This window comes from Actinomadura sp. 3N508, assembly GCF_044326375.1.
Taxonomy (GTDB): domain Bacteria; phylum Actinomycetota; class Actinomycetes; order Streptosporangiales; family Streptosporangiaceae; genus Spirillospora.
This window is the reverse complement of record NZ_JBIRAX010000014.1, coordinates 54097-76673: the sequence shown is the minus strand read 5'-3', so window position 1 is coordinate 76673 and position 22577 is coordinate 54097. Positions and strand designations below refer to the sequence as shown.

General features: G+C 73.3%; 23 protein-coding genes. 13 read left to right on the top strand and 10 right to left on the bottom strand.

What is annotated here, in order from left to right; genetic code table 11:
• The first annotated feature begins 7 nt into the window (after positions 1-7).
• Complete coding sequence (locus tag ACH34S_RS36690; RefSeq protein ID WP_395957502.1) at positions 8-2527, top strand: hypothetical protein; 2520 nt, start codon at positions 8-10, stop codon at positions 2525-2527.
• Positions 2528-2739: 212 nt separating this feature from the next.
• Here the strand turns inward: ACH34S_RS36690 and ACH34S_RS36685 are convergent, their stop codons facing one another.
• Positions 2740-2925, bottom strand: a complete 186-nt coding sequence (locus ACH34S_RS36685) for a hypothetical protein (protein WP_395957501.1) — start codon at positions 2923-2925, stop codon at positions 2740-2742.
• Positions 2926-3072: 147 nt separating this feature from the next.
• Entirely contained in the window at positions 3073-3264 is a 192-nt protein-coding gene (locus ACH34S_RS36680) for a ferredoxin (RefSeq protein WP_395957500.1), read from the bottom strand.
• A 125-nt stretch (positions 3265-3389) separates the two neighbouring features.
• On the opposite strand from ACH34S_RS36680, the gene ACH34S_RS36675 reads away from it, so the two are divergent.
• Positions 3390-4085, top strand: a complete 696-nt coding sequence (locus ACH34S_RS36675; RefSeq protein ID WP_395957499.1) for a class I SAM-dependent methyltransferase — start codon at positions 3390-3392, stop codon at positions 4083-4085.
• On the opposite strand, the gene ACH34S_RS36670 is transcribed toward ACH34S_RS36675, so the two are convergent.
• The 6 genes from ACH34S_RS36670 to ACH34S_RS36645 all read right to left on the bottom strand — a co-directional run bounded on the left by ACH34S_RS36670 (position 4066) and on the right by ACH34S_RS36645 (position 11153).
• On the bottom strand, positions 4066-5178 hold the full coding sequence (locus ACH34S_RS36670; protein WP_395957498.1) for a prenyltransferase: 1113 nt from the start codon (positions 5176-5178) through the stop codon (positions 4066-4068). The genes ACH34S_RS36675 and ACH34S_RS36670 overlap by 20 nt on opposite strands.
• Positions 5168-5944 (bottom strand): class I SAM-dependent methyltransferase, encoded by a 777-nt coding sequence (locus ACH34S_RS36665; RefSeq protein WP_395957631.1) that lies wholly within the window; start codon positions 5942-5944, stop codon positions 5168-5170. The genes ACH34S_RS36670 and ACH34S_RS36665 overlap by 11 nt, the downstream gene beginning before the upstream one ends.
• Positions 5945-6033: 89 nt before the next feature.
• Complete coding sequence (locus tag ACH34S_RS36660; protein WP_395957497.1) at positions 6034-7326, bottom strand: glycosyltransferase family 4 protein; 1293 nt, start codon at positions 7324-7326, stop codon at positions 6034-6036.
• Positions 7327-7533: 207 nt separating this feature from the next.
• Positions 7534-8790, bottom strand: a complete 1257-nt coding sequence (locus ACH34S_RS36655) for a cytochrome P450 (protein ID WP_395957496.1) — start codon at positions 8788-8790, stop codon at positions 7534-7536.
• A 183-nt stretch (positions 8791-8973) separates the two neighbouring features.
• On the bottom strand, positions 8974-9963 hold the full coding sequence (locus tag ACH34S_RS36650) for an MBL fold metallo-hydrolase (protein WP_395957495.1): 990 nt from the start codon (positions 9961-9963) through the stop codon (positions 8974-8976).
• A gap of 29 nt (positions 9964-9992) precedes the next feature.
• Positions 9993-11153 (bottom strand): steroid 3-ketoacyl-CoA thiolase, encoded by a 1161-nt coding sequence (locus ACH34S_RS36645; RefSeq protein WP_395957494.1) that lies wholly within the window; start codon positions 11151-11153, stop codon positions 9993-9995.
• Positions 11154-11283: 130 nt separating this feature from the next.
• Here ACH34S_RS36645 and ACH34S_RS36640 point away from each other — a divergent pair, with 130 nt between their 5' ends.
• The 8 genes from ACH34S_RS36640 (at position 11284) to ACH34S_RS36605 (ending at position 18877) form a co-directional block, all read left to right on the top strand.
• Positions 11284-11697: a hypothetical protein gene (locus ACH34S_RS36640; protein WP_395957493.1), complete on the top strand. Its 414-nt coding sequence runs from the start codon at positions 11284-11286 to the stop codon at positions 11695-11697.
• A 157-nt stretch (positions 11698-11854) separates the two neighbouring features.
• Entirely contained in the window at positions 11855-12856 is a 1002-nt protein-coding gene (locus tag ACH34S_RS36635; protein ID WP_395957492.1) for a 3-oxoacyl-ACP synthase III family protein, read from the top strand.
• A gap of 2 nt (positions 12857-12858) precedes the next feature.
• Complete coding sequence (locus ACH34S_RS36630) at positions 12859-13614, top strand: glycosyltransferase (RefSeq protein ID WP_395957491.1); 756 nt, start codon at positions 12859-12861, stop codon at positions 13612-13614.
• Positions 13611-14780 (top strand): cytochrome P450, encoded by a 1170-nt coding sequence (locus ACH34S_RS36625; RefSeq protein WP_395957490.1) that lies wholly within the window; start codon positions 13611-13613, stop codon positions 14778-14780. Before ACH34S_RS36630 ends, ACH34S_RS36625 begins: the two co-directional genes overlap by 4 nt.
• A complete protein-coding gene (locus ACH34S_RS36620; protein ID WP_395957489.1) occupies positions 14777-16282 on the top strand; it encodes a class I adenylate-forming enzyme family protein in 1506 nt (501 codons plus the stop codon). Before ACH34S_RS36625 ends, ACH34S_RS36620 begins: the two co-directional genes overlap by 4 nt.
• Entirely contained in the window at positions 16279-17205 is a 927-nt protein-coding gene (locus tag ACH34S_RS36615; RefSeq protein WP_395957488.1) for an NAD-dependent epimerase/dehydratase family protein, read from the top strand. The genes ACH34S_RS36620 and ACH34S_RS36615 overlap by 4 nt, the downstream gene beginning before the upstream one ends.
• A gap of 49 nt (positions 17206-17254) precedes the next feature.
• On the top strand, positions 17255-17986 hold the full coding sequence (locus tag ACH34S_RS36610) for a Clp protease N-terminal domain-containing protein (protein ID WP_395957487.1): 732 nt from the start codon (positions 17255-17257) through the stop codon (positions 17984-17986).
• Positions 17987-18016: 30 nt separating this feature from the next.
• Positions 18017-18877, top strand: coding sequence for an alpha/beta fold hydrolase (locus tag ACH34S_RS36605; protein WP_395957486.1), 861 nt, complete (start codon positions 18017-18019; stop codon positions 18875-18877).
• Between the two features lie 13 nt (positions 18878-18890).
• Here ACH34S_RS36605 and ACH34S_RS36600 read toward each other — a convergent pair whose 3' ends face one another.
• Together ACH34S_RS36600 and ACH34S_RS36595 are read right to left on the bottom strand one after the other, a co-directional pair.
• Complete coding sequence (locus ACH34S_RS36600; protein WP_395957485.1) at positions 18891-19301, bottom strand: hypothetical protein; 411 nt, start codon at positions 19299-19301, stop codon at positions 18891-18893.
• Between the two features lie 10 nt (positions 19302-19311).
• Positions 19312-20811, bottom strand: a complete 1500-nt coding sequence (locus tag ACH34S_RS36595; protein ID WP_395957484.1) for a PucR family transcriptional regulator — start codon at positions 20809-20811, stop codon at positions 19312-19314.
• A gap of 110 nt (positions 20812-20921) precedes the next feature.
• On the opposite strand from ACH34S_RS36595, the gene uraD reads away from it, so the two are divergent.
• The 3 genes from uraD to pucL are packed head-to-tail and all read left to right on the top strand — an operon-like array spanning position 20922 to position 22574.
• Positions 20922-21377 (top strand): 2-oxo-4-hydroxy-4-carboxy-5-ureidoimidazoline decarboxylase, encoded by a 456-nt coding sequence (gene uraD, locus ACH34S_RS36590; RefSeq protein WP_395957483.1) that lies wholly within the window; start codon positions 20922-20924, stop codon positions 21375-21377.
• The gene (gene uraH / locus ACH34S_RS36585; protein WP_395957482.1) at positions 21374-21691 is read left to right on the top strand and encodes a hydroxyisourate hydrolase; all 318 of its coding nucleotides are present in this window, start codon (positions 21374-21376) and stop codon (positions 21689-21691) included. The genes uraD and uraH overlap by 4 nt, the downstream gene beginning before the upstream one ends.
• Before the next feature lie 4 nt (positions 21692-21695).
• Complete coding sequence (gene pucL, locus ACH34S_RS36580; RefSeq protein WP_395957481.1) at positions 21696-22574, top strand: factor-independent urate hydroxylase; 879 nt, start codon at positions 21696-21698, stop codon at positions 22572-22574.
• The last annotated feature ends 3 nt before the right edge of the window (positions 22575-22577 follow it).

The window sequence follows — 22577 nt, the reverse complement described above, 5'->3', positions numbered from 1 at the left end:
AGCGCGTGTGACGGCGAGGACCCCGGAGCAGCACGAGGCCCGGCGGACGGCCGAGGAGGAGCCCGCCGGCTCCCGCGAGGTCCGGCGGCGGCTGACGTTCGGCGTCGCCGGCGATCTCGCGGACCTGCCCGCGACGCTGTCGCCCTGGCAGCGCGCGTACGAGGCCTGGCGCGCCACCGGCCTGCGCTGGGGCCACGGCGCCCCGCCCCGGAACCGCACCGAGCCGGTCGCCGAGCCCCCCGGGGAATCGCCCGCCGACGTCCCGGACGTCCCGGAGCCCGCGCCCCCGAAGCCTGCCGTTCCGAAGCCCGCGTCCCGCAAGCCCGCGGGCGGCCGGACGTTGCCCGATCCTCATGACGTGCTCGTGGCGGGCCCGCCGAAGCCGGCGGCGTCCGGCGCCGGGGCCGGGGCCGGGCTGCGGTCGCGGGTGGCGGTCGCGGTGGGGCTCGTCGCGGTCGCGGGCGGCGTGATCGTCGGCGCGGCCCGGAGCGAGGAGCCCGCGCGGGTGGGGGCGGGCGTCCCGGGGCCGGTGGCGGCGGACGCGCTGTTCGCCCCCGACCCCGCCGCCGCGACCGACGGGCTCGTCCAGGAGCTCACCGCCGTCTCCGCCGCAGGCGGGACGATCGTCGCCGCGGGCACCGAGGGCGACGGAGTCCCCGGCCAGGAACGGGCCCGGTTCATCGTTTCCGCCGACGGCGGGCGCACCTGGTCGGTCGCCGGCGTGGCCGCGGCGGACGGCTCGGCGCCCCCGCGCGGTGACGGCCCGCGCCACCTCGCCGGATCGGCGGGCAACTGGCTGGCGCTCGGCGCATCGTCCGGCGGCGCCCCGGTGGCGTGGACGAGCGCCACCGCGACGACCTGGACGAGGGTCCCGCTCGGCGCGCCGTTCACGCCGTCCGACACGGTGAACGCGTTGGCCGGCACCGGCACCGGGTTCGTCGCCGCCGGGACGGCCGCGGGCCGCGCCGCCGTCTGGACGTCGGCCGACCGCCGGACCTGGCGCCGCACCGCCGGTCCCGCCGGGGTCGCGAGCCTCGACCGCGTCGCCGCGCGCGGGAACGTCCTGGTCGCGCACGGGACGTACGTCAAGAAGGTCACCGCGCGGAAGGCCGGGAAGAAGGTCACTCGCAAGGTGCGGGCCGATGGCCTCTGGCGGTCCGCGGACGGCGGGCGCACCTGGACGGCCGCGGCGGTCCCGCAGGCCCAGGGCTCCTACGGTCCGACGAAGGGCTTGGCGGCCGGGCCGGGCTGGTTCGCGACCGTTCGCGAGGGACGCCAGCCGATAGGTAAGAGGAAGAGCCGCCGGATCCAGCGTTTCGGTGTCCTGTTCACCTCGGTCGACGGCCTGAGATGGCAGGCCGCGAGCCGGTTCGGCGGTTACGGCATCGAGCGGTTCGGCGGGAACGGCGGGAACGGCGGGAACGGTGGCTTGGCCGTCCTGGTGCGAGGCGCCAAGGGCGCGCGCAACGTCTTGCGGAGCGATGACGGCCGCACCTGGCGGCCGGGCGGCACCGTCCCGGCGCCCGTGCAGAGCAGTGCCGTGACGGTCGCAGGTCCCAGGCTCGTGGTCGCTGGACGTCAGGGCAACGACGCTTACCTGTCCGGCGTCGATCTGCGAAGCGTGCCGGGCGCCGTCCACCCGGAACGGACGATCAGATCGCTCGCCGCCGCGCCGGGGCGTTCCGTCGCCGCGGGCAGCACCAACGGCAGCGCGGCGATCTGGAGCGCCCCCGACGGGCGCGCATGGACGCGGGCCCGGTTCCCGGGCACCGGCGGATGGCTCTCGGACGTCGTGCACGGAGCCAGGGGCTGGCTCGCCGTGGGCCGCACATCGGGCGCGCGGCCCGGCCCTCTCGCCCTGACCTCGCAGGACGGGCTGGCCTGGCGGACATCGCCGTTCCCCGGCGGCCCGCCGCCCGTGGCGGTCACGTCCGGCCCGGCCGGTTACGTCGCGGTCGGGGCGGGCGCGGCATGGCGCTCGTCCGATCTCCGGGTCTGGCGGCGCACCGCCCTGAACGGCCCCGCCGCCGACGTCACCGTGGCGGCGGGCACGTACGTGGCGGTCGGCGGCCGGGACAGGGGGCCCGCCGTGTGGAAGTCCCCGGACGGCCTGCGGTGGACCGCCGTCAAGCTCCCGTCCGGCCTCGCGAAAGGCCCGCTCACCGAGGTGGCCGCGCACGGCCGCACTCTGGTGGCGCTCGCCGCCGGTGGCGTGCCGCTGGTCTCCGCCGACGGCGGGACGACCTGGGCCCCGCACGGCCTCGGCACGGACGTCACCGCGACCGCCGTCACCGCGACGCCGAACGGATTCGTCGTGGCGGCGCGCACCGCGAAGGGGGACGGCGCCGTCCTCATCTCGGCGGACGGCGTGTCATGGAGCCGTCTCCAGGTCCCGGGCCTGTCGGGGCCCGGCGAGCAGCGGCTCACCGCGCTGGCGACCATGGGCTCGGCCGTCCTGGCCGTGGGCACCACGTCCGGTGCGCTCACGGAGAGCCCGCTGCTGTGGCACGCGCCCGTCCCGAAGTAGGGCGGGCGTCCTCAGCCGTTGCAGCCGCAGGAGCATCCCTTCGGGCACGAGCAGCCGCCGCCATGTCCGCAACTACAGTCTTTTTTCGTCATGGGCGGAAAGTAGCCTCTGCCCTACTTAGCGGTCTATGGCCGGGACGCGATGAGGGGCTGTCGTCGCGGACACGGGCCGTCCTGTGGCGGGGAACGGACGGCCCGTGTCCGGGTCGGCGGCTAGGCGCGGATGTGCAGGTCCACGCCCAGCAGGATCAGGAACCAGAGGAACACGGCCAGCAGCGCGCTGCCGACCCTGCGGATCAGGTCGCCGTTGATGTAGCCGCGGTCCCAGGCGATGACCAGGCCGATGAGGAGGTAGATGAGGCCGGCCAGGCTGATGTGCGGTCGGTACCGGGTCGCCATTGGGTCGGTCTCCTCCCGTGGGGGTGTGGCGACCGGTCGGTGCCCCGCGGAACGGGGAGAAAACGCCCATACTTGTTATGGACGGGCCAGGACGATCGCTCCGGGCTGTCCCAAAATGGAGACCGGGAGAGCGGGACGGTACCGGTTCTACTCGTCCAGCGACAGTGCGGCCTTCGGGCACGACCGCACCGCGTGCCGGACGCGGTCCTGCTCCGCCGCCGGGACGTCCGGCGCGAGGATCTGCAGTTCGTCCTCGTCATCGAGGTCGAAGACCTCGGGTGCGAGGCCGACGCACACGCCGTTCGCCTCGCACACCAGCGGGTCGACTCGTACTCTCATCGCTTCCTCCCTGTCGCGATCCTCGCCCGTCAGGACGAAAGTAGAACATGTTCTAGTCTCGATGGGCAAGGTCGTCGCCTGGCGGACATATGCCTCGTATATGGTGCCCGGACGGAGGGAGACCGATGACCGACACCAAGGCGTCCGCCGGCGCCGCGATGCCCGTGGACCTGTTGCGCGCGGCGCGCCATGCCAAGGGTTTCATGCCGGACGACGAGGGGCTCGCCCTGTACGAGACCGCTCTGGAGTACGGAACGCGCCTCGCCGGCGCCGGGCCGCTCCTGGAGGTCGGCACCTACTGCGGCAAGTCCGCCGTCTACCTGGGGGCCGCCGCCAGGACGGCCGGGACGATCGTCGTCACGGTCGACCATCACCACGGGTCGGAGGAGAACCAGGCGGGCTGGGAGCACCACGACCCGTCGCTCGTCGACCCGCGCACCGGGCGGCTCGACACGCTGCCGACATTCCGCAAGACGATCGCCGCCGCCGGGCTGGAGGACGAGGTCGTCGCCGTCGTCGGCCAGTCCCGCACGGTCTCGGCCTTCTGGCGGACGCCGCTCGCCCTGCTGTTCATCGACGGCGGCCATGCGGAAGAGCACGCGCAGGCCGACTACGAGGGCTGGGCGCCGCACGTCGCCGCCGGCGGGGCGCTCGCGATCCACGACGTCTTCCCCGACCCCCGGGACGGTGGTCAGCCGCCGTACCACATCTATCTCCGGGCGCTGGAGAGCGGCGCGTTCGAGGAGCGCCGCACGGCCGGTTCGCTCCGCGTCCTGGAGCGGGTCGGCGACGCCGATCCCCTCACGCCCGGCCGACCGTGACGAGCGCGCAGCCGCACGCGATCGGGTCGGACGCCGTGCACGGCCCGAGCGGGCGGCCCGCGATCTCCTTGAAGAGGCGGGCGCCGGGCGAGGCGTCCGCGAGCGCGTCCGCCGCGAGGATCACCGCCGCGGCCGTGTAGGTCGAGCGGTCGCCGGGGAAGTGCCGCCGGTTCTCGAACTGCCAGCCCGTCCAGTACGAGCCGTCCTCGTGCCGCAGGTGCTGGATGGTGGTGAACAGCTCCAGCGCCCGGTCGCGGTCGCCGGCCGCGTCCAGCGCCAGCACCAGCTCGCAGCTCTCCGCCGCCGTCACCCACGGCTGGTCGTCGACGCAGCGGCAGCCGAGGCCCGGCACGACGAACGCGTCCCAGCGGCCGGCGAACCGCCGCGCGGCCGCCGCGCCGCGGACGGGGCCGCCGAGCACCGGGTAGTACCAGTCCATCGACCAGCGGCTCTTGTCGGCGAACGCCTCCGGATGCGCGGCGACCACATGGCCGAGCTGGTCGGCGGCCAGCTCCCACTCCGGCTGCGGCTCGCCGAGATGCTCGGCGAGCGCGACCGCGCAGCGCAGCGACTGGTAGATCGACGAGCAGCCGGTCAGCAGCGCGTGGTCGGACGGGCGGCCGTGCTCGTCCCGCATCCAGATGATCTCGCCGCGCCGGGTCTGCAGCCCGAGCGTGAAGTCGATCGCGCGCCGCACCGCGGGCCACATCCGCAGCGCGAACTCCTCGTCGCCGGTCATCGCCAGCTCGTGCCAGACGCCGACCGCGACGTAGGCGGCGTGGTTGGACTCGCCGCCCGGCTCGGTGACCTCGCCCAGCACCCACTTGGCGGGCCACGACCCGTCCGGGCGCTGGACGCCGCGCAGCCACTCGTACGCGCGGCGGGCCTCGTCGCCGAACCCGGCGACGGTCAGCGCCATCGCCGCCTCGACGTGGTTCCAGGCGTCCACGTGCCCGGGGACGCCCGCAGTCGGGGCGAACCACGGGATCGCGCCGGACTCCTCCTGCTGCGCCGTGATGCTCCGCGCCGTGGCGACGACGTCGTCCGGCGACAGGACCCCCGGCAGCGCGGGCGGGACGATCTCAGCCCGCATCCGCCGTCTCCTCGACCGGCGCCGCGCCCGCCGCGCCCGCGGCCGTGCCCGCCGCCCTGGGCTTGGCGAAGTAGACGACGACGCTCTTGCCGATCAGCGGGTTCAGCGCCCGCTCGGCGAGGCGGGTGGCGAGCGGCCGCTTCATGATGTCCCAGACCAGGACCTGGTGGTACGCCTTCGCCAGCGGGTGGCCGTCGTTGTTCACGCCGACCGCGCATTTGATCCACCAGTACGGGGCGTGCAGGCCGTGCGCGTGGTGGTGGCCGCCGACCTTGAACCCGATCGACTTGAGCTTCGCCTCAAGCTCGGCGCGCGTGTAGATCCGCACGTGGCCGCCGGGCGCGGTGTGGTAGTCCTCCGACAGCGCCCAGCACACCCGCTCCGGCAGCCAGCTCGGCACCGTCACGGCGAGCTTCCCGCCCGGCTTGAGGACGCGCAGCAGCTCGCGCATGGCGCGCATGTCGTCCGGGATGTGCTCCAGCACCTCCGAGGCGACGATCGCGTCGAAGTGGTCGCCGGGGAAGGGCAGGTCGAGCGCGTCGCCCTGCACGGTCTCGGCGGTCGCGTCCTCGGGGACCTCGCCCTCGATGCGCATCGCCCCGAACATCTTCTCGACGCCGGCCAGCTCGCCGGCGTCCTGGTCGAAGGCCACGACGTGCGCGCCCCTGCGGTACAGCTCGAAGGCGTGCCGTCCGGCACCGCAGCCCATGTCGAGGACGCGGTCTCCGGGGGTGACGCGGAACCGGTGGAAATCCACGGTCAGCAGGGTCGTGCTCCTTCCGTGCGGGGGACGCGGGGAAGCGGTCCCTCAGGTGGCCCGGTGCCTCACTCGCCCGTGGCTCACTTGCCCGTGTCTCAGTCGGTCGTGCGCGCGAGCCGCCGGTAGTTCTGCTGGGCGATGGCGGCCCGGTAGTGCTCGACGGTCGCCTTCGCCACCGCCGGCCAGGCGAAGCGCTCCTGGACGCGGCCGAACCCGGCGGCGCCGACGCGCTCGCGCTCGGCGGCGGAGTCGTGCAGCCGCCGCAGCGTCGCGGCGAGCTCCTCCACGTCACCGGGCGCGACGAGCACGCCCCCGTCGCCGACGACCTCGGGCAGCGCCCCGGCGCGGCTCGCGACGAGCGGCGTCCCGGACGCCATGTGCTCCACCGCCGGCAGCGAGAACCCCTCGTACCGGGACGGCACGACCGCGATCTCCGCCGACGCCATCAGCTCGCCCAGCTCCTCGTCGCCGATCCCGTTGACGAACCGGACCCGCTCGCCGAGCGCCAGCTCGCGCACGAGCTTCTCGGTCGGGCCGTCCTTCTGCGGGCGGCTCACGACGATCACGTGCACGTCGCGCTCGGTGGCGAGCTTGGCGACCGCGCGCAGCAGGACGTCCACGCCCTTGATGGGCGCGTCGGCGCTGGCCATCGCGACGATCCGGCCGGGCACGCGCGCGCCGCGCGGGTGGAAGATCCGGGTGTCGACGCCGAGCGGCAGGATCTCGATGTCGCGCGGGTCGACCTTGAAGTCCTTGACGATGTCGACCTTGGAGGACTCCGACACCGTCAGCACCGGCCCGATCCGCCGCGACACCTGCGACTGCATCGCGACGAACCCGTACCAGCGGCGCTTGCCGAGCTTCTGCTTGAGCCCGCGCGCCGCCTCCAGCTCGATGCGGCGGTCGACGCTGATCGGATGGTGGATGCTCGTCACCAGCGGCAGCCCGAGCCGGCCGATGCCGAGGTTGCCGAGGCCGAGGACCTGGTTGTCGTGGACGACGTCGAAGTCGCGCCGCCGCCGCTTCAGCAGCCGCAGCGCCCGCAGGCTGAACGTCAGCGGTTCGGGGAAGCCGCCCGTCCGCATGTGCGCGAACTCCAGGACGTCGACCCAGTCGCGGAACTCGCGGAGCGCCGGGGTGCGGAACGGGTCGTCGTCGTTGTAGAGGTCCAGGCTCGGCAGCTTGGTGAGGACGATCTCCTCGCGGTCCAGCTCCGGATAGGGCTGCCCGGACAGGACCTCCACCGAGTGCCCGAGGTCGATGAGCTCCCGGCTCAGATGGCGGAGGTAGACGCCCTGACCGCCGCAGTGCGGCTTGCTCCGGTACGAGAGCAGGCCGACCCGCAGTGGTCCAACGCGCAGCGCCCCCGGCTCGCCTGCCTCACCCACGCCAGCACCTGCCCACGCACCTCTCCCGTCAGCCGAAGGGCACCGGGCGCATGCGCACCGGCCGCTCCCTTGATGCCGTTGATGACCTAGACCCTAGCCTCCGTACGTTACCGCCGAGTTCAATATTGGGCATGGCGTCCAAAAGTGTTTCGAAAAGCACACTGACCCCGAGTCGGGCGAGATAGGCGCCTTCATGCCCAGTCGGGGTCAGGACGGGGTGAAACGCACCGGAAGCTCCTTGAGCCCGTTGACGAAGTTCGACCGCAGCCGGCGCGCCGGGCCCGCCGGGCGGATGTCGGGCGTGCGCTCCAGGATAGTCTCGAAGATGATCTTGAGGTTCATCCGGGCGAGGTGGGTGCCCAGGCAGAAGTGCGGGCCGCCGCCGCCGAACCCGAGGTGCGGGTTCGGGTCGCGGCCCACGTCGAAGGTGAACGGGTCGTCGAACACCCGCTCGTCCCGGTTCGCGGACCCGTAGAACAGCACGACCTTGTCGCCCGCCCTGATCTCCTTGCCGCCCAGCTCGACGTCGCGCAGCGCCGTCCGGCGGAACTGGTTGATCGGGCTCACCCAGCGGACGATCTCCTCCACCGCCGAGGGCAGCAGGCTGCGGTCCGCCTTCAGCCGCTCCCACTGCTCGGGACGCTCGAAGAACGCCTGCATGCCGCCCGCCGTCGCGGTCCGCGTCGTCTCGTTCCCCGCGATCGACAGCATGATCAGGAAGAGCGCGAACTCCTCCTCGGTGATCCGGGAGCCGTCCGCGTCCGGCGTGAGCAGCTTGGTGACGATGTCGTCGCGCGGCGTCGACTCGCGGCTGCGCGCCAGCTCCACGCCCCAGCCCGCGAACTCGGCGGCGCACAGCGCCGAGTCCTCCCGGTCGCCGATGAAGTCGGGGTCGTTGAACGCGACCAGCTTGTTCGACCAGTGGAAGATCTTCTGCCGGTCCTCCAGCGGCGCGCCGAGCAGCTCGCAGATCGTGTAGAGGGGGAGGGGCGCGGCGAAGTACTCGACGAAGTCGCACTCGCCGAGCGGCGCGGCCTCGTCGATCAGCCGGTGGCAGATCTCCCGGACGTGGTCCTGGAGCTTGCCGATCATGCGCGGGGTGAAGCCCTTGTTCACCATGGCGCGCAGGCGGGTGTGGTCCGGCGGGTCCTGGAACAGCATCATCTGCCCGTAGAGGGCGATGTCCTCGTCGGTGAACTCCTCGAACATCGCCGTGCGCTCGTGGGAGGAGTACGGGTCGGCCCGGCGGGACACCTGCACGACGTCCTCGTGCCGGGTGATGGCCCAGAAGCCGGGCACGCCCTCGTTCGGGTCCTGGTGCCAGTGGACGGGGTCGTTGTCGCGCAGCCACGCGAACTGCCGGTGCGGGATGCCCCCGCGCTCGTACACGCCGGGGTCGATGATGTCGATTTCGGGAGCCCGGAACGTGCGCGCGGCGGAGGCGGTCGAGGTCGCGAGTGCCATGGGGATCCTTCGTGCCGGGGGTGGGGCCGAGCCCGCGCGATCATGAACTGAGCGCTTGCTTGGTCCCGTGGACCTAGAACACGTTCTAACATGAGACTCCAGTCTCATCAAGGGTCCGGCGGACGGAGTGACCCACGCCGCACGCCGGTCCCGGAGACGCGAGCGGGCTCAGCGCAGCACGTATCAGCGCAGCACGTAGCGGATGGGGTCGTCGGTCCCCTCGCGGCGGGCGACGCCCCTGGTCTCCAGCGTGCGGATGTGCGCGGCGGCCTCGGCGGCCGCCATCCGGCGGGCGCCCTGGTGCATCTCGGCCCATGGGTGGCGCCAGGTGAGGCCCGCGGTGAGGTCCCAGAGCGTGATGGGGGTGGACGACAGCAGCGCCGTCACCTCGCCGAGGCGCTCCTCGTGATGCCGGACGATCTCCTGCGCGCGGCCCGACAGCCCGTTGAAGCGGAACTGGTGCGCGGGCAGGACCTCGTCCACCGTCATGGCGGACACCTTGTCGAGGGAACCGAGGAAGTCGCTCAGCGGGTCCACGTCCGGGGTGTCGTAGGGGTAGAGGCCGATGTGCGGGGTGATGCGCGGCAGGACGTGGTCGCCGGTGAAGATGCGGTCGCCGTCCTCAAGGTGCAGGCAGATGTGGCCGGGGGAGTGGCCCGGCGTCCAGATGGTCCGCAGCCTGCGGCCGGGCAGGTCGACGAGGTCGCCGTCGGACAGCTCGCGGTCGGGGATCGCGGGCGGCGCGACCGGGGTCTGCCGGCTCGACCCGGTCAGGTCCGACTCGGCCGCCCCGGCGCGGCGCAGCGCGGTCAGCTCGAAGGCGCGGCGGCCGCTCTGGCCCACGTTGTGGAACAGCCGGACGATCTCGGCGTCCGCGTGGTGCATGGCGATCCACGCGTCCGACTCGTCGCGGACGCGTCCGGCCAGGCCGGAGTGGTCGGGGTGGAAGTGCGTCACGACCACGCCGTGGACGTCGGCGACGTCGATCCCGAACGTGCCGAGGCCGTCGCGGAGGGCCGCCCAGGCGTCCTCGTGCTGCCAGCCGGCGTCGATCAGGACGGGGCCCCGGGGGCTCTCCACCGCGTACACGAGCGTGTAGGCGAGGGGATTGTCCGGGATGGGGACCGGGACGCTCCACAGTCCGCCGCCGAGGTCTTCGGGTTCCGGCTGCAAAGGTGCCGCCTTTCGCGCCTGGGGGATCGTCAGATCCGTTCGAGGATGGTGGCGGTCGACAGCGCGCCGCCCGCGCACATCGTGATCAGGGCCGTCCCGGCGTCGCGGCGCTCCAGCTCGTGCAGCGCCGTGGTGATCAGGCGCGAGCCGGTCGCGCCGACCGGGTGGCCGAGCGCGATTGCGCCGCCGTTGACGTTGACGGTGTCCATGTCCGGCCCGTGGACGGACGCCCACGACAGCACGATCGACGCGAACGCCTCGTTGATCTCGGTGATGTCGATGTCGCCCATCGTCATGCCGGACCGCCGCAGGACGCGCTCGGTCGCCTGCACGGGCCCGTCCAGGTGGTAGTACGGCTCCGCGCCGACCAGGGCCTGCGTCCTGATCCGGGCGCGGGGGCGCAGGCCGAGCGCCGCCGCCTTCTCCTCCGACATGAGCAGGACGGCGGCGGCGCCGTCCGAGATCTGCGACGACGTGCCCGCCGTGTGCAGCCCGTCCGGGCTGAGGACCGGCTTGAGCCTCGCCAGCACGCCGGCGGTGGTTTCGCGGAGGCCCTCGTCGCGGGTCACCTCAACGGTCTCGCCGGTGGGGTCGCCGTCCGCGTCCAGGACCGGCGCGGTGATCGGCGCGACCTCGCGGTCGAAGCGGCCGTCCGCCCACGCCTTCGCGGCGAGCTGCTGCGAGCGGGCGCCGAACGCGTCCAGGTCGGCGCGGGTGATGCCGCGCCGGGCGGCGATGCGCTCGGCCGCCTCGAACTGGTTCGGCATGTCGATCGACCAGTCGTCCGGCCGCGGGTCGGCCGGGAGCACGTTGGAGCCGAGCGGCGCGCGGCTCATCACCTCGACGCCGCAGCCCATCGCGACGTCGACGACACCGGCGGCGATCTGCGACGCGGCGAGATGGACGGCCTGCTGCGCCGACCCGCACTGCGCGTCGATCGTGGTGACCCCGGTCTGCCACGGCAGGCCCGCGTACAGCCAGGAGTAGCGGCCGACGTGCCCGCCCTGCTCGCCAGCCTGCGTCACGCAGCCCGCGAAGACCTGTTCCACTTCGGCGGCGTCGAGGCCCGCGCGGTCGATCGCGGCGGTCAGCGCGTGCGCGAGGACGGCCATCGGCTTGAGGCCCGCCAGCCGTCCGTTGCGCTTCCCGAGCGGCGTGCGCACCGCCTCGACGATCACCGGGGTACCCATGCGGTCTCCTTATCGAACGCGATTCAGTTATGACTGTAACGGGTTCTAGATTTCGGCCGGGTGACCGGTCCCGGTTAGCAGGACGGTCGCGGGCGGCGGGACGGGTCCCCGCGGCCGTCGACTAGCCTGGGTGCTGATCGCCGCCCCCGCGCCGGAGACCCTCATGGCCGCAGACTTCGACGAGCCCGTGTTCGACGACGATTTCGTCCGGAGCGCAACGTTCACCGAGCCGTCCGCGAGCGAGCGGGCCCGCGCACCCGGCAAGCGCGAGCGGCGGCGCGAACGGCGGAACGCGCGCCGCGCCGCGCACTCCGGCGGCCCCCGGTTCCGGCGGCGAGGGCAGCGGGAGCCGAGCCATCGGACGGCGGTGTTCCAGGTCCTCGCGGGCATCCTCGTGCTGTTCGCGATCTCGTTCGCGCTGTGGTGGTGGAACTCCGGGGCCAGAGACTCCGAGGAGCCGGTGCAGCCGGTCGTCCCGACCGTGACGAACTCCCCGGCGCCCGTGCCGACGACCGCCGTCCCGACCGTGATCCCCGAGGCCTAGCGGGCGGTATCGCTCAGTCGAGGTGAGTGGCAGTACTCACTCTGACCTGGGGTAGAACGCCCATCCCCGGTTCCGTAGGGTCGCTCTGTCCGGGAGCGCCCGGGACCGGCGACGCTGACGGTTCCACGCACCATGAGGAACCGGGGGACCCCAGGCCATGAGAGCCCGCATCACCGCCGTCGCGGCACACCTGCCCGGCCGGACGGTCACCAGCGCCGAGGTGGAGGCGCGCGTCGCGGCCGAGAGCGGCGGGTACCGGCCGCCTCCGACGATCGTCCGGCGGCTCACCGGCATCCGGACCAGGCATGTCATGGACGACGCCGAGCAGGCGTCCGACCTGGCCGTCGCCGCCGCGCGCCGCGTCCTCGCCGAGCGCGCGACGCACCCGGCCGGTCTCGACCTGCTGATCTTCGGCTCGGCGTCGCAGGACCTGATCGAGCCCGCGACCGCGCACATCGTCGCCGCGAAGCTCGGCGCGTCCTGCCCGGTCTTCGACGTCAAGAACGCCTGCAACGGCTTCCTGAACGGCCTGCAGATCGCGGACGCGCTGATCCGTACCGGGCAGCACGAGCGGGTGCTGGTCTGCACGGGCGAGAGCCCGTCCCGCGCGATCCGCTGGAAGGTGCGCGACCGCGCCCAGTTCGCGGACGCGTTCGCCGGCTACACCCTGTCCGACGGCGGCGCCGCGATGCTCGTCGAGGCGGCCCCCGACGGCGGGATCTTCTACCGCGACTTCGCCGCCGTCTCCGCCGCGTGGCGGGCCGGGACGCTCCCGGCGGGCGGCTCGATGCATCCCCGCGACCCCGACTTCACCTACTTCAGCGGGGACGGGCGGCGGCTCAAGGACGCGTTCCTCGACGGCGGCGCGGAGATCTTCACGACCGCGCTGGAGAAGACCGGCCTGACGTGGGACGACTTCGCGGTCGTCGCCGTCCACCAGGTGAGCGTCCCGTATCTGGAGGTGCTGCGCGCGACGCTCGGCATCCCGGCCGACCGTCTCGTCGTGACGCTGCCCGAGCACGGGAACGTCGCGTCGGCGAGCCTGCCGCTCCAGCTCGCCACCGCGATCGGCGAGGGACGGTGCGGGCCCGGCGACCGGGTCGCGCTCGTCGGGCTGGCGGGCGGCATCAGCCTCGGCGTCGTGTTCGCGGAGCTGTGACCATGAGGCTCTGGGTCGTCGTCCCCGCCTACGACGAGGAACGCTCCATCGGCGCGACGCTGCGGCGCCTCGCCGAGCAGACCGACACCGGGTTCACGCTCGCCGTCGTCGACAACGGCAGCACGGACGCGACCGTGCGGGTCGTCAAGGAGTTCGCGGCCGGGCACGGGGCGTTCGACGTCCGGATCGTCCACGAACCGGAGAAGGGGACGGGCGCCGCCGCCGACACCGGCGTCCGGCACGCCATCGCCGCCGGGGCCACGCACGTGGCCCGCACCGACGCCGACTGCCTCCCGCACCACGGCTGGGTCGCGGCGGTGAAGCGCGCGTTCGGCGAGGACGGGCTGGAGATGGTGTCCGGGCCGCTGCTGCCCCGCACCGACGAGTTCCCGCTGAAGTTCTGGGAGCGCCGCCTGCTGCCCGCCGTCATCGACATCGCCGCGCTCTTCGGACGCTTCAGGCCGGGCAACCAGGATCCGCTCTACCTCGGCCCCTACGTGATGATGCCGGGCTGCAACGTCGCCATCACCGCCGGCCTGTACGAGCGGGCGGGCGGGTTCCCGCGCACCCGCATCGAGGACGTCCACGAGGACCGCGCGCTCGTCAACCGCGTCCGCCGCCTCACCACCGCCTACGGGCTGCGCAAGGACGTCGTCGTGTACGGGTCGGTGCGCCGCCTGCGGGCGTACGGGCTGGTCAGGACGCTCGGCTGGTACGCCGACCACCGCTACCGGCCGCCCGTCGTGGACGTCCGATGACGACCCTCGACTGGGAACGGCGCCTCTACCTGAGCGCGCATCCGTTCGCGTATCCGCTGCTGCGGGCCGCGGCGCGGCGTGGCCCGATCGTGCGCGTGCCGGGTGTGGGCGTGGTCGTGAACGACGCGTCCCTCGCGCGCGGGATCCTGATGGACGGCGAGACGTTCCGGAAGGACGGTCCCGGCTCGCCGGGCGAGCTGTGGACGCCGGTCCTCGGGCCATCCGTGCTGCTCAACATGGAGGGCGAGGCGCACCGGGTGCTGCGGCGGCGGCTCGCCGACCTGTTCGTGCCGTCGTACACCGAGGCGTTGTGCGGGCGGGTGCTGGCGGAGCCCCTGGCGCGGCTCACCGGCCGCCTCCGCGACGGCGCGGACGTCGACCTGGTCGACGCGGCCCGCGTGCTGGCCGGGGCCGTGATCGGTGAGGTCATCGGCCTGGACACCCGGACGGAGGCGGCCTACCGCGACCTGTTCGAGCAGGGCGAGCGGATCGTCTCGATGGTGTCGCTGCGGACGCGGCGGCTGTCGCCGTCCCAGGTGCGGCGCGCGCGGGCCGTGCTGGACCCGCTCGGCGACATCGCCGCGAAGTCGTACGTGGCGGGGGACGAATCCACGGTCATGGGACGGATGCGGACGCTCGGCCTTTCCGAGGACGAGGCGCGGGGAGCCGCCGGAGCCTTCTTCCTCACCGGCACCGAGACGGTCGCCACGCTCCTGCCGCGCCTGATCGCCCTCCTCGCCGACCACGGGCAGCTCGCGCGCGTCGCCGCCGGCGGTCCGGCGCTGCTCGACCGGGCCATCGACGAGGCCATGCGGGTGACGACGCCGACGCCGCTGATGCTGCGCAGCGTGCACCGGCGCCTGGTGGTCGGGGGCGTCGCGGTGCGCCCGGGGGACCGGGTGCTGATCGCGACGCACAACTGCTGCCGCGCTCTCGGGCCGTTCGACCTCGACCGCCCGCACCCGCCCGAGCTGCGGCGGCTGTGGTTCGGCGCGGGGCCGCATTTCTGCCTCGGGTATCCGCTGGCCATGGCGCAGATCCGGCTGGTCGCCCGGACGCTCCTCGCCGCCGGGCCGCTCACGATCACCCGCCGTGCCGCCGCCCGGGGCGTCCTGATCCCGACGTACCGGCAGCTCGCCGTGCGCGCGGGAAGGGGGACGGCGTGACGCTCGTCCGGCGGCTGCTGGAGCAGGCGGCGCTGACGCCCGGCGGTGTCGCGCTGGTCTCGGGGTCCGGCGCGGAACTCACCTATGGCGAGCTGCGGCGGCAGGTGCTCGCCGTCCGCCATGGGCTTCACTCCGCTGGGCTGGTACCCGGTGACGGGGTGCTGTTCTCGGTCCGGCCGTCGCCGGAGTCGCTGGTGCTGGCGCTGGGCGTCGTCGCCGCCGGGGGAGTGGTGGTGTTCGCCGATCCGGGAGCCGGTCCCGAGATGTTCACGGCGCGGCTGCGGCTGGCCCGTCCGCGCTGGTCGGCGGCGGAGTCGATGCTGTACGCGGGGAGCCGGCTGGGGCCCGTCCGGGCGTATGCGCGGCGGCGCGGGCTGCTGCTGCCGAACCTCGCGGACCTGGAGGTTCCGGGCGAGGGCCCGATGCGGCATGTGCACGTCGGCCGCCGGCTGCCGGGTGTGCCGCGTGGTGCGCTGTCGTTCGCGCGCCTCGCGGGCGGGGACGCGCCCAGCCCCGTCCCCGACGCCGATCCGGACGCACCGGCCGCGGTGATCTTCACGTCCGGGACGACGGCGCACCCGCGCGCGGTCGTCCACACGCAGGCGTCGCTGGCGGCGGCGCTCGACCTGTTCCGGACGCGGATGCCGATCGGGCCGGGCGACGTCGTCCACACCGATCAGCTCATGCTCGGGCTCCCGGCGCTGGTCGCCGGGGCGCGCTGGTCGATGCCGCCGCTGTCCTGCGCCCCCGCCGACGCCGCCCTGCTGATGCGGGAGCGGGCGGCCACGCACACGTTCAGCGTGCCGGTTCAGCTGGCCGAGATCCTGGACGCGTCGCCGGTCTTGTCCCCGACGCTGCGCTACGTGCTGCTCGGCGCGGCGCCCGCACCGGCCGCGATCCTCCGGCGGGCCGTCGCGGCGGCGCCGTCCGCCGAGGTCCTGTCCGTCTACGCGATGACGGAGATCCTGCCGGTGGCGATCGCGTCGGCGGAGGAGAAACTCGCCCACACCGCGTCCGGTGACCTTCTCGGAGCACCGCTGCCCGGCGTCGGCGCCCGCTTGGCGGATGACGGTGAGCTGCTGCTGTCCGGGCCGAACCTGTGCCGCGGGTACCTCGGCGCCGACCCTGTCACCGAACTGCCGACCGGTGACCTCGCGCGCTTCGACGGCGGCCGCCTCGTCCTCATGGGACGCAAGAAGGACATGCTGATCCGGGGCAAGTTCAATCTCTATCCGGGCCTGTACGAGCCGTCGATCGCCGCGCTGCCCGGCGTGGCGGAGGCCGCGATCGTGGGCGTGCCCGACCCCGGCACCGGGGATGAGGAGGTGGTCCTGGCGGTCGTCGGCGCGGGCGATCTGCCGGGACGGCTCCGGCGCGCCCTGCCCGGCGTCATCGACCACGCCGCGCTCCCGGACCGCATCGTCGTCCTGGACGAGCTGCCGCGCTCCGGCCGGACGCGCAAGCTCGACCGCGACCGCCTCCGCGAGCTGGTGACCCGGTGAGGATCGCGGTGACGGGCGCGTCCGGCTTCGTCGGCGGCGCGGTCTGCCGGGCGCTCGCGGCGGAGGGCGCGACGGTGTTCGCGTACGGCCGCCGTCCCGATCCCGGCGACCTGGGCGGGGCGGCCTACCGATCATGGGACCTCGCCCAGGGCCCGCTCCCGGACGCGCCCGCCGTCGACGCGGTGATCCACTGCGCCGGGAGCGCCACCGACTGGGGACCGGCCGCCGGCCTGTTCGCCGCCAACCTCACCGGCACCCGCAATGCCCTCGCGACCTTTCCCGGAGCCAGGTTCGTGCACGTCAGCACGGCGAGCGTGTACGACCCGTTCCGGCCGAGCGTGCTGGTCACCGAGGACGAGGCGCCCGTGCGCCGCTACCTGAACGCGTACGGCGCGTCCAAGGCCGCCGCCGAACGCGCCGTGCGGGCCGCGCCGCGCGACGCGATCATCCTGCGTCCGCACGCCGTCTACGGGCCGGGGGACACGACGCTGCTGCCGCGCGTGCTGTCCGCCGTGCGCGGCCCGGTCCTCCCGGCCGCCGGGACGGGACGGCAGCGCGTCAGCCTGACCTCGATCGCCAACCTCGTCCGGGCCTGCGTGCTGGCCGCGACCGGCCCGGTCGCCGCGGGCGTGTTCAACATCGCGGACGCGGCCCCGGTCACGATCGACGACGCGCTGCGCGGGATCCTCCGGGAGCGCGGCGTCCAGGCGAGGCCCGTGTACGTTCCCGCCTCCGTCGCCCGGCCGCTCGCCGCCGTCGCCGAAGGCGCGTTCCTGCTGGCCCGGCGCCCGCGCCCGCCGCGCCTCACCCGCTACGCGGTCGGCCATCTGGCGGTCGAGCGGACGCTCGACATCACCGCCGCCCGTACCGTCCTCGGCTACGACCCGCACGGGACGGCCTTCACCGGCGCCGCCTCCTGGTGATCGTCAACCTCAGGTTGACGGGGCCCGATCGTCAACCTATGGTTGACGCATGACCGAACCCGTGCAGCCCTCCGGTCAGGTCCGCCTCGACGACCTGATCAACGCCATCAAGAAGGTCCACACCGACGCCCTCGAACAGCTCACCAGCGCCGTCGTCGCCGCCGAGCACCTCGGCGAGGTCGCCGACCATCTCATCGGCCACTTCGTCGACCAGGCCAGACGCTCCGGCGCGTCCTGGACGGACATCGGCAAGAGCATGGGCGTCAGCAAGCAGGCGGCGCAGAAGCGCTTCGTCTCGAAGGGCGAGGCCCCCGACCTCGACCCGTCCCAGGGCTTCTCCCGGTTCACCGCGCGGGCCCGCGACGTCGTCATGGCGTCGATGACCGAGGCCAAGGCGGCGGGCAACGACCAGATCCGGCCCGTGCACATCGTGCTCGGCCTGCTGTCCGAGCCGAACGCGCTCGCCGCCAAGGCGATCCTCGCGCAGGGCGTCCTGCTCGACGACGTCCGGCAGGCCGCCACCGCGGCGCTCCCGCCCGAGGCGGACGACGTCCCCGACCTCATCCCCTACGACGCGGACGCCAAGAAGGCCATGGAGCTGACCTTCCGCGAGGCCCTCCGCCTCGGCCACAACTACGTCGGGACCGAGCACATGCTCCTCGCGCTCCTGGAGTTCGAGGACGGCGACGGCGTCCTGTCCGGCCTCGGCATCGACAAGGCGGCCGCCGAAGCGCACATCACCGAGGCCCTGGCCGCCATCGTCGCCCAGCAGGAGGGATGAGTTTCGGGCGCCGGGGCAGTCCAACCCTTCATGGAGAAACTCATCAAGGCCAACGGGGTGGAACTGTGCGCGGAGACGTTCGGCGAACCGGGTGACGCGCCGGTCCTTCTGATCGGCAACACGATGCTCACCTGGCCCGACGACCTCTGCGGGCGCATCGCCGCGCTGCGCAGGTTCGCCGTCCGCTATGACCTGCGCGGCACCGCCCGGTCCGCGCCCGCCGACCCGGAGGCCCCGGACTACACGCTCCGCGACCTGGTGGCGGACGCCGCCGGCGTCCTCGAAGCCCACGACCTGCCGTCCGCGCACGTCGTGGGCTTCGGCGTCGGCGGCTGGATCGCGCAGCTCCTCGCCCTGGACCACCCAGCCCGCGTCACCACGCTCACGCTGATCGCCACCCGGCCCACCGCGCCCGGCCCGAACGACGCCGACCTGCCCGAGCACGCGCCCGAGCTGATGGCCCACATCATGAACCCGCCCGAGGTCGACTGGACGGACCGTGCCTCCGTGGTCGGCTTCATGGTCGAGAGCGCCCGGCACCTTTCCGGGCCGTCCTTCGACGAGGCCGAAGCCCGCGCGCACATCGAACGGATCTACGACCGGACGCCCGCCGCCCCCGACCCGGGCAAGGCGCACCGCGCCGACCAGATGGCGACCGCCTTCGCCGCCCTCGACAGCGGGCCCCGCTGGCGGGAGCGGCTCGGCGACATCACCGCGCCGGCCCTCGTGATCCACGGCGAGGACGACGCGTTCTTCCCCCTCGGAAACGGCGAGGCGCTCGCCGCCGAGATCCCGGGCGCCGAACTGCTGACCATCCCGGGAATGGGCAACGAGCTGCCACGGCGGGCGTGGGACACGATCGTCCCGGCCCTCCTCCGCCACACCTCCTGAACCTCGCCGGCGATCAGCCGCCGCCGTAATGGTCGTGGGCGTCGAACTCGCCGAAGTCGTCCTGGAGCCAGCCGAGGTCGCGCCAGGTTCCCGAGCCGTCGAAGGGGCCTTCGTAGACGATCTCCAGATAGCTGCCGGGCTGGTCGTCGAGCCGCAGGCGGCGACCTCGGCTGTAGAGGAACAGCGAGACGCCGACGTCCGGCTTCCCGTCGATGACCTGCATACCGAGGACCCCCTCCCACGCCACCTGGAAGGACGGCCCGGACGGCTCCGGGCCCCGGACGAGGCAGGAGAACCCGTCGTCGATCTCGGACGCGCCCACCACGGTCACCGGCTGGCCGAGGTGGGCGGCGAGGCTTGCGGCGAGGGCGTCGATCGTCGTTCTCCACCGTCCGGACGGCGGATCATCGCTCTGGTGATTCATTGCCGCCTTCCTACCGGAGCCGGAGGGCCAGAAAGAAGTCGACCTGATCCTCAAGGCGCGACAGGTCACGGCCGGTCAGGTCCTGGACGCGCTGAATCCGGTAGCGCACCGAATTGACGTGCAAATGGAGCTCTTCGGCGGTGCGCGCCCAGGACCCGGAATGCCGCAGGAACGTCTCCAAGGTCCGGACGAGGTCGGCGCCGTGGACCTCGTCATAGGCATGCAGCGGATCCAGGAGCCGCACCCTGAACATCTCCCGGACGTCATCGGGAACGCTCGCCAGCAGCAGAACATGGGTCGCGAGTTCGTCATGCCGGACGACGCACACGGCGGCCGGAGAACGGGTGGCCGCGAGCCGCCGCGCCTGGCGGGCCTCCTCGACGATGCCGCGCAGGTCGGGCGCCTCGGCCGTGGCGCTGACACCGACCGCGATACCGGAGCGGGGCAGGCCGGGCTCCAACGCGTTCAGCGCGCCCTCGATCGCGCCGGCGACGTCGGCGCCGGCCGCAGCGGGGATGAGGCCGATGACCTCGTCGTCCACGAGGCCCAGCACCGGCCGCGCCCCCGGCAGGATCTCGGCGAGGATCGTGCGCACCTCGCCCAGGCCCATCCCGTCGCGGCCGGCGGCGGCGACCGCGACCACCGGTTCACCGGCGGGCACCCCGTGCTTCTCCAGCTCTCCGGCGCCCCCGGCGGCGACGGCGGTCACGATCTCCTGGGCGCGGTGGCCCTCGGCGCTCAGCCGGTCGTCCAGCCGGGCCCGTTCGAGAGCGACGATGGCGGCGAGCTCGCCGGTGAGGGCGCGGCGCTCGGCGGGCCAGTCCGCGAAGTCGCCCTCGCACGCGACGAACCAGTCGGCCGCCCGGCACACGGCGCCCTCGCCGACCGGGAAGACCGACGCGTCCGGACCGGCCGCGTACCGCGGCAGGCGCGGCGCGCGGAGAAAGGCCCCGGCCAGCGCGGCCGCGTCGTCGGCGCCGGGAAGCGGCGGACCGGCGACGAGCCGCCCGGTGGCGGTCAGGACGTGGCAGCGCATGCCGAGATCGCGGCCGACCAGGTCGAGGACGGCGCCGAGCCCGGTGCCCTCCACGAGCCGCCGGTGCCGGTCCAGGACGGCGGTCAGATCGGCGGCACGGGCACCGGACAGGTGCCGGACGACCTCCTCAGTGACCGTCGCGAACGCCACGTCCTCGGGGACCGTGAACAGCGGGAGCCGGTGCCGGCGGCAGGCGTCGACGAGATCGTCCGGAATGGTGCCGAGGGCGAACTCCCCGGCCGCGAGGCCCGACACGCCGGCGTCGGCGAGGGCGCGGACGAAGGTCTCGGAGTCCGCGGGGCCCGACCGCCAGACCAGCCCGGTGAGGACCAGTTCCCGTCCGCGCAGGTAGCGGCCGGGGTAGAGGAGGTCGGTGGTGACGACCCAGCGGATCGGCCGGTCCAGCCCCGCGTCATCCCCGACGACGACTTCGAGCCGCAGTTCGGGCATGGCGAGCAGGGCGCGCAGCTTCACATGTAGCAACCTACAAAGGGTCGGGGCCGGAGGGCAGCACAGTTCGGACGTCCTGTCTCTCGACCAGCGCACGGGCGACTGTGTGTACTGCATGCAACGAGGGAGGCGCGGTGCGATTCACGGAGGCGGACCTGTTCGCGTGCTGCGCGTCCCACCGCTGGGTGAAGGCGGTCGCCGGACGGCGCTATCGCGACCTGACCGAACTGCGCGACGCCGGGGCCGCGGCGCTGGACGACCTCGAATGGCCCGACGTGGAGGAGGCACTCGCCGCCCATCCCCGCATCGGCGACCGCGTCGGCGGCTGGTCACGGGCCGAACAATCAGGCATGGACGACGCGGCGCTGGACGTGCGTGCCGCCCTCATCGAGGGGAACCGAGCCTATGAGGACCGTTTCGGCCACGTGTTCCTGATCTGCGCGACGGGCCGCACCGCCGGCGCCATGCTCGGCGACCTCCGGGAGCGCCTGGGCAACGACGTCGAGGCCGAGCGGGCCGTCGTCCGGAGGGAACTGGCGAAGATCGTGGATCTTCGGTTGGCCAAGCTGGCGGGGGAGTGGAGACCGTGAGTCTTTCGACGCACGTGCTGGACGCGGCGAAGGGGCTGCCCGCGGCGGGGACGACCGTCCGGCTGGAGCGCCGCGACGCGGACGGCACCGGGTGGACGACGCTCGCCGCCGCCCGCACCGATGACGACGGCCGCATCAGGGAATGGGGCACCGAGCCGAGCGCCGGGATCTACCGCCTGGTGTTCGACACGTCCGGACTGTCGGACTTCTATCCCGAGGTCACCGTGGCGTTCACGATCACCGACCCCGGGCGGCACCTGCACGTCCCGCTGCTGATCAGCCCGTTCGCCTACTCGACCTACCGAGGGAGCTAGCGCCATGGGCATCGTGCTGGGACCCAACCGCTACGGGAAGGCGGAGACGCGCGTCGTCCGCGTCACCCGTTCCGGAACGCCGGACGCGCTGCACCGGATCAAGGACGTGAACGTCAGCATCGCCCTCTCCGGCGCGATGGAGGACACGCACCTGACCGGCGACAACGCGGCCGTCCTGCCGACCGACAGCCAGAAGAACACCGTGTTCGCGTTCGCCAGGAAGCACGGCATCGAAACGATCGAGGACTTCGGGCTCCTGCTGGCCCGCCATTTCGTGGACTCCCAGCCGACGATCACTCACGCCCGCGTGGAGATCCACGAGTATTCGTGGGATCGCATCACGGGCGGGCATTCGTTCGTCCGGAACGGCGGCGAGGTCCGGACGGCGCTGGTCCACAGCGACGGCGACGGCGGCGCCGAATCGGTCGTCTCCGGCCTGGAAGACCTGGTGGTCCTCAAATCGACGGGCAGCGAATTCCACGGGTTCGTACGGGACGAGTACACGACGCTCGAACCGACCGGCGACCGCATCCTCGCGACGGCCGTCACCGCCCGATGGCGCCACCGCAGCACCGGAACCGGCAACTGGGACGACTCCTATCGCGCCGCTCGCCACCACCTGCTGCACACGTTCGCCGAAATGCACAGCCTGTCCCTTCAGCAGACGCTCTTCCAGATGGGCCGCCGGGTCCTGGACGAACGGCCCGAGCTGTGCGAGATACGCCTGTCGATGCCCAACAAGCATCATTTCCTCGTCGATCTGGAGCCCTTCGGAATGGACAACGACAACGAGGTGTACTTCGTGGCGGACCGCCCGTACGGGCTGATCGAGGGCACCGTCCTCACCGACGACGCGCCGCACGCGGCGTCCGCCTGGGAATAGGGA

What these genes read in the sequence shown, in the direction of transcription:
- ACH34S_RS36685 (WP_395957501.1), bottom strand. Translation starts at nt 2,925, where the DNA reads ATGGCGACCCGGTACCGACCGCACATCAGCCTGGCCGGCCTCATCTAC.
- ACH34S_RS36680 (WP_395957500.1), bottom strand. Translation starts at nt 3,264, where the DNA reads ATGAGAGTACGAGTCGACCCGCTGGTGTGCGAGGCGAACGGCGTGTGC.
- ACH34S_RS36675 (WP_395957499.1), top strand. Translation starts at nt 3,390, where the DNA reads ATGACCGACACCAAGGCGTCCGCCGGCGCCGCGATGCCCGTGGACCTG.
- ACH34S_RS36670 (WP_395957498.1), bottom strand. Translation starts at nt 5,178, where the DNA reads ATGCGGGCTGAGATCGTCCCGCCCGCGCTGCCGGGGGTCCTGTCGCCG.
- ACH34S_RS36655 (WP_395957496.1), bottom strand. Translation starts at nt 8,790, where the DNA reads ATGGCACTCGCGACCTCGACCGCCTCCGCCGCGCGCACGTTCCGGGCT.
- ACH34S_RS36645 (WP_395957494.1), bottom strand. Translation starts at nt 11,153, where the DNA reads ATGGGTACCCCGGTGATCGTCGAGGCGGTGCGCACGCCGCTCGGGAAG.
- ACH34S_RS36635 (WP_395957492.1), top strand. Translation starts at nt 11,855, where the DNA reads ATGAGAGCCCGCATCACCGCCGTCGCGGCACACCTGCCCGGCCGGACG.
- ACH34S_RS36630 (WP_395957491.1), top strand. Translation starts at nt 12,859, where the DNA reads ATGAGGCTCTGGGTCGTCGTCCCCGCCTACGACGAGGAACGCTCCATC.
- ACH34S_RS36625 (WP_395957490.1), top strand. Translation starts at nt 13,611, where the DNA reads ATGACGACCCTCGACTGGGAACGGCGCCTCTACCTGAGCGCGCATCCG.
- ACH34S_RS36610 (WP_395957487.1), top strand. Translation starts at nt 17,255, where the DNA reads ATGACCGAACCCGTGCAGCCCTCCGGTCAGGTCCGCCTCGACGACCTG.
- ACH34S_RS36605 (WP_395957486.1), top strand. Translation starts at nt 18,017, where the DNA reads ATGGAGAAACTCATCAAGGCCAACGGGGTGGAACTGTGCGCGGAGACG.
- ACH34S_RS36600 (WP_395957485.1), bottom strand. Translation starts at nt 19,301, where the DNA reads ATGAATCACCAGAGCGATGATCCGCCGTCCGGACGGTGGAGAACGACG.
- pucL (WP_395957481.1), top strand. Translation starts at nt 21,696, where the DNA reads ATGGGCATCGTGCTGGGACCCAACCGCTACGGGAAGGCGGAGACGCGC.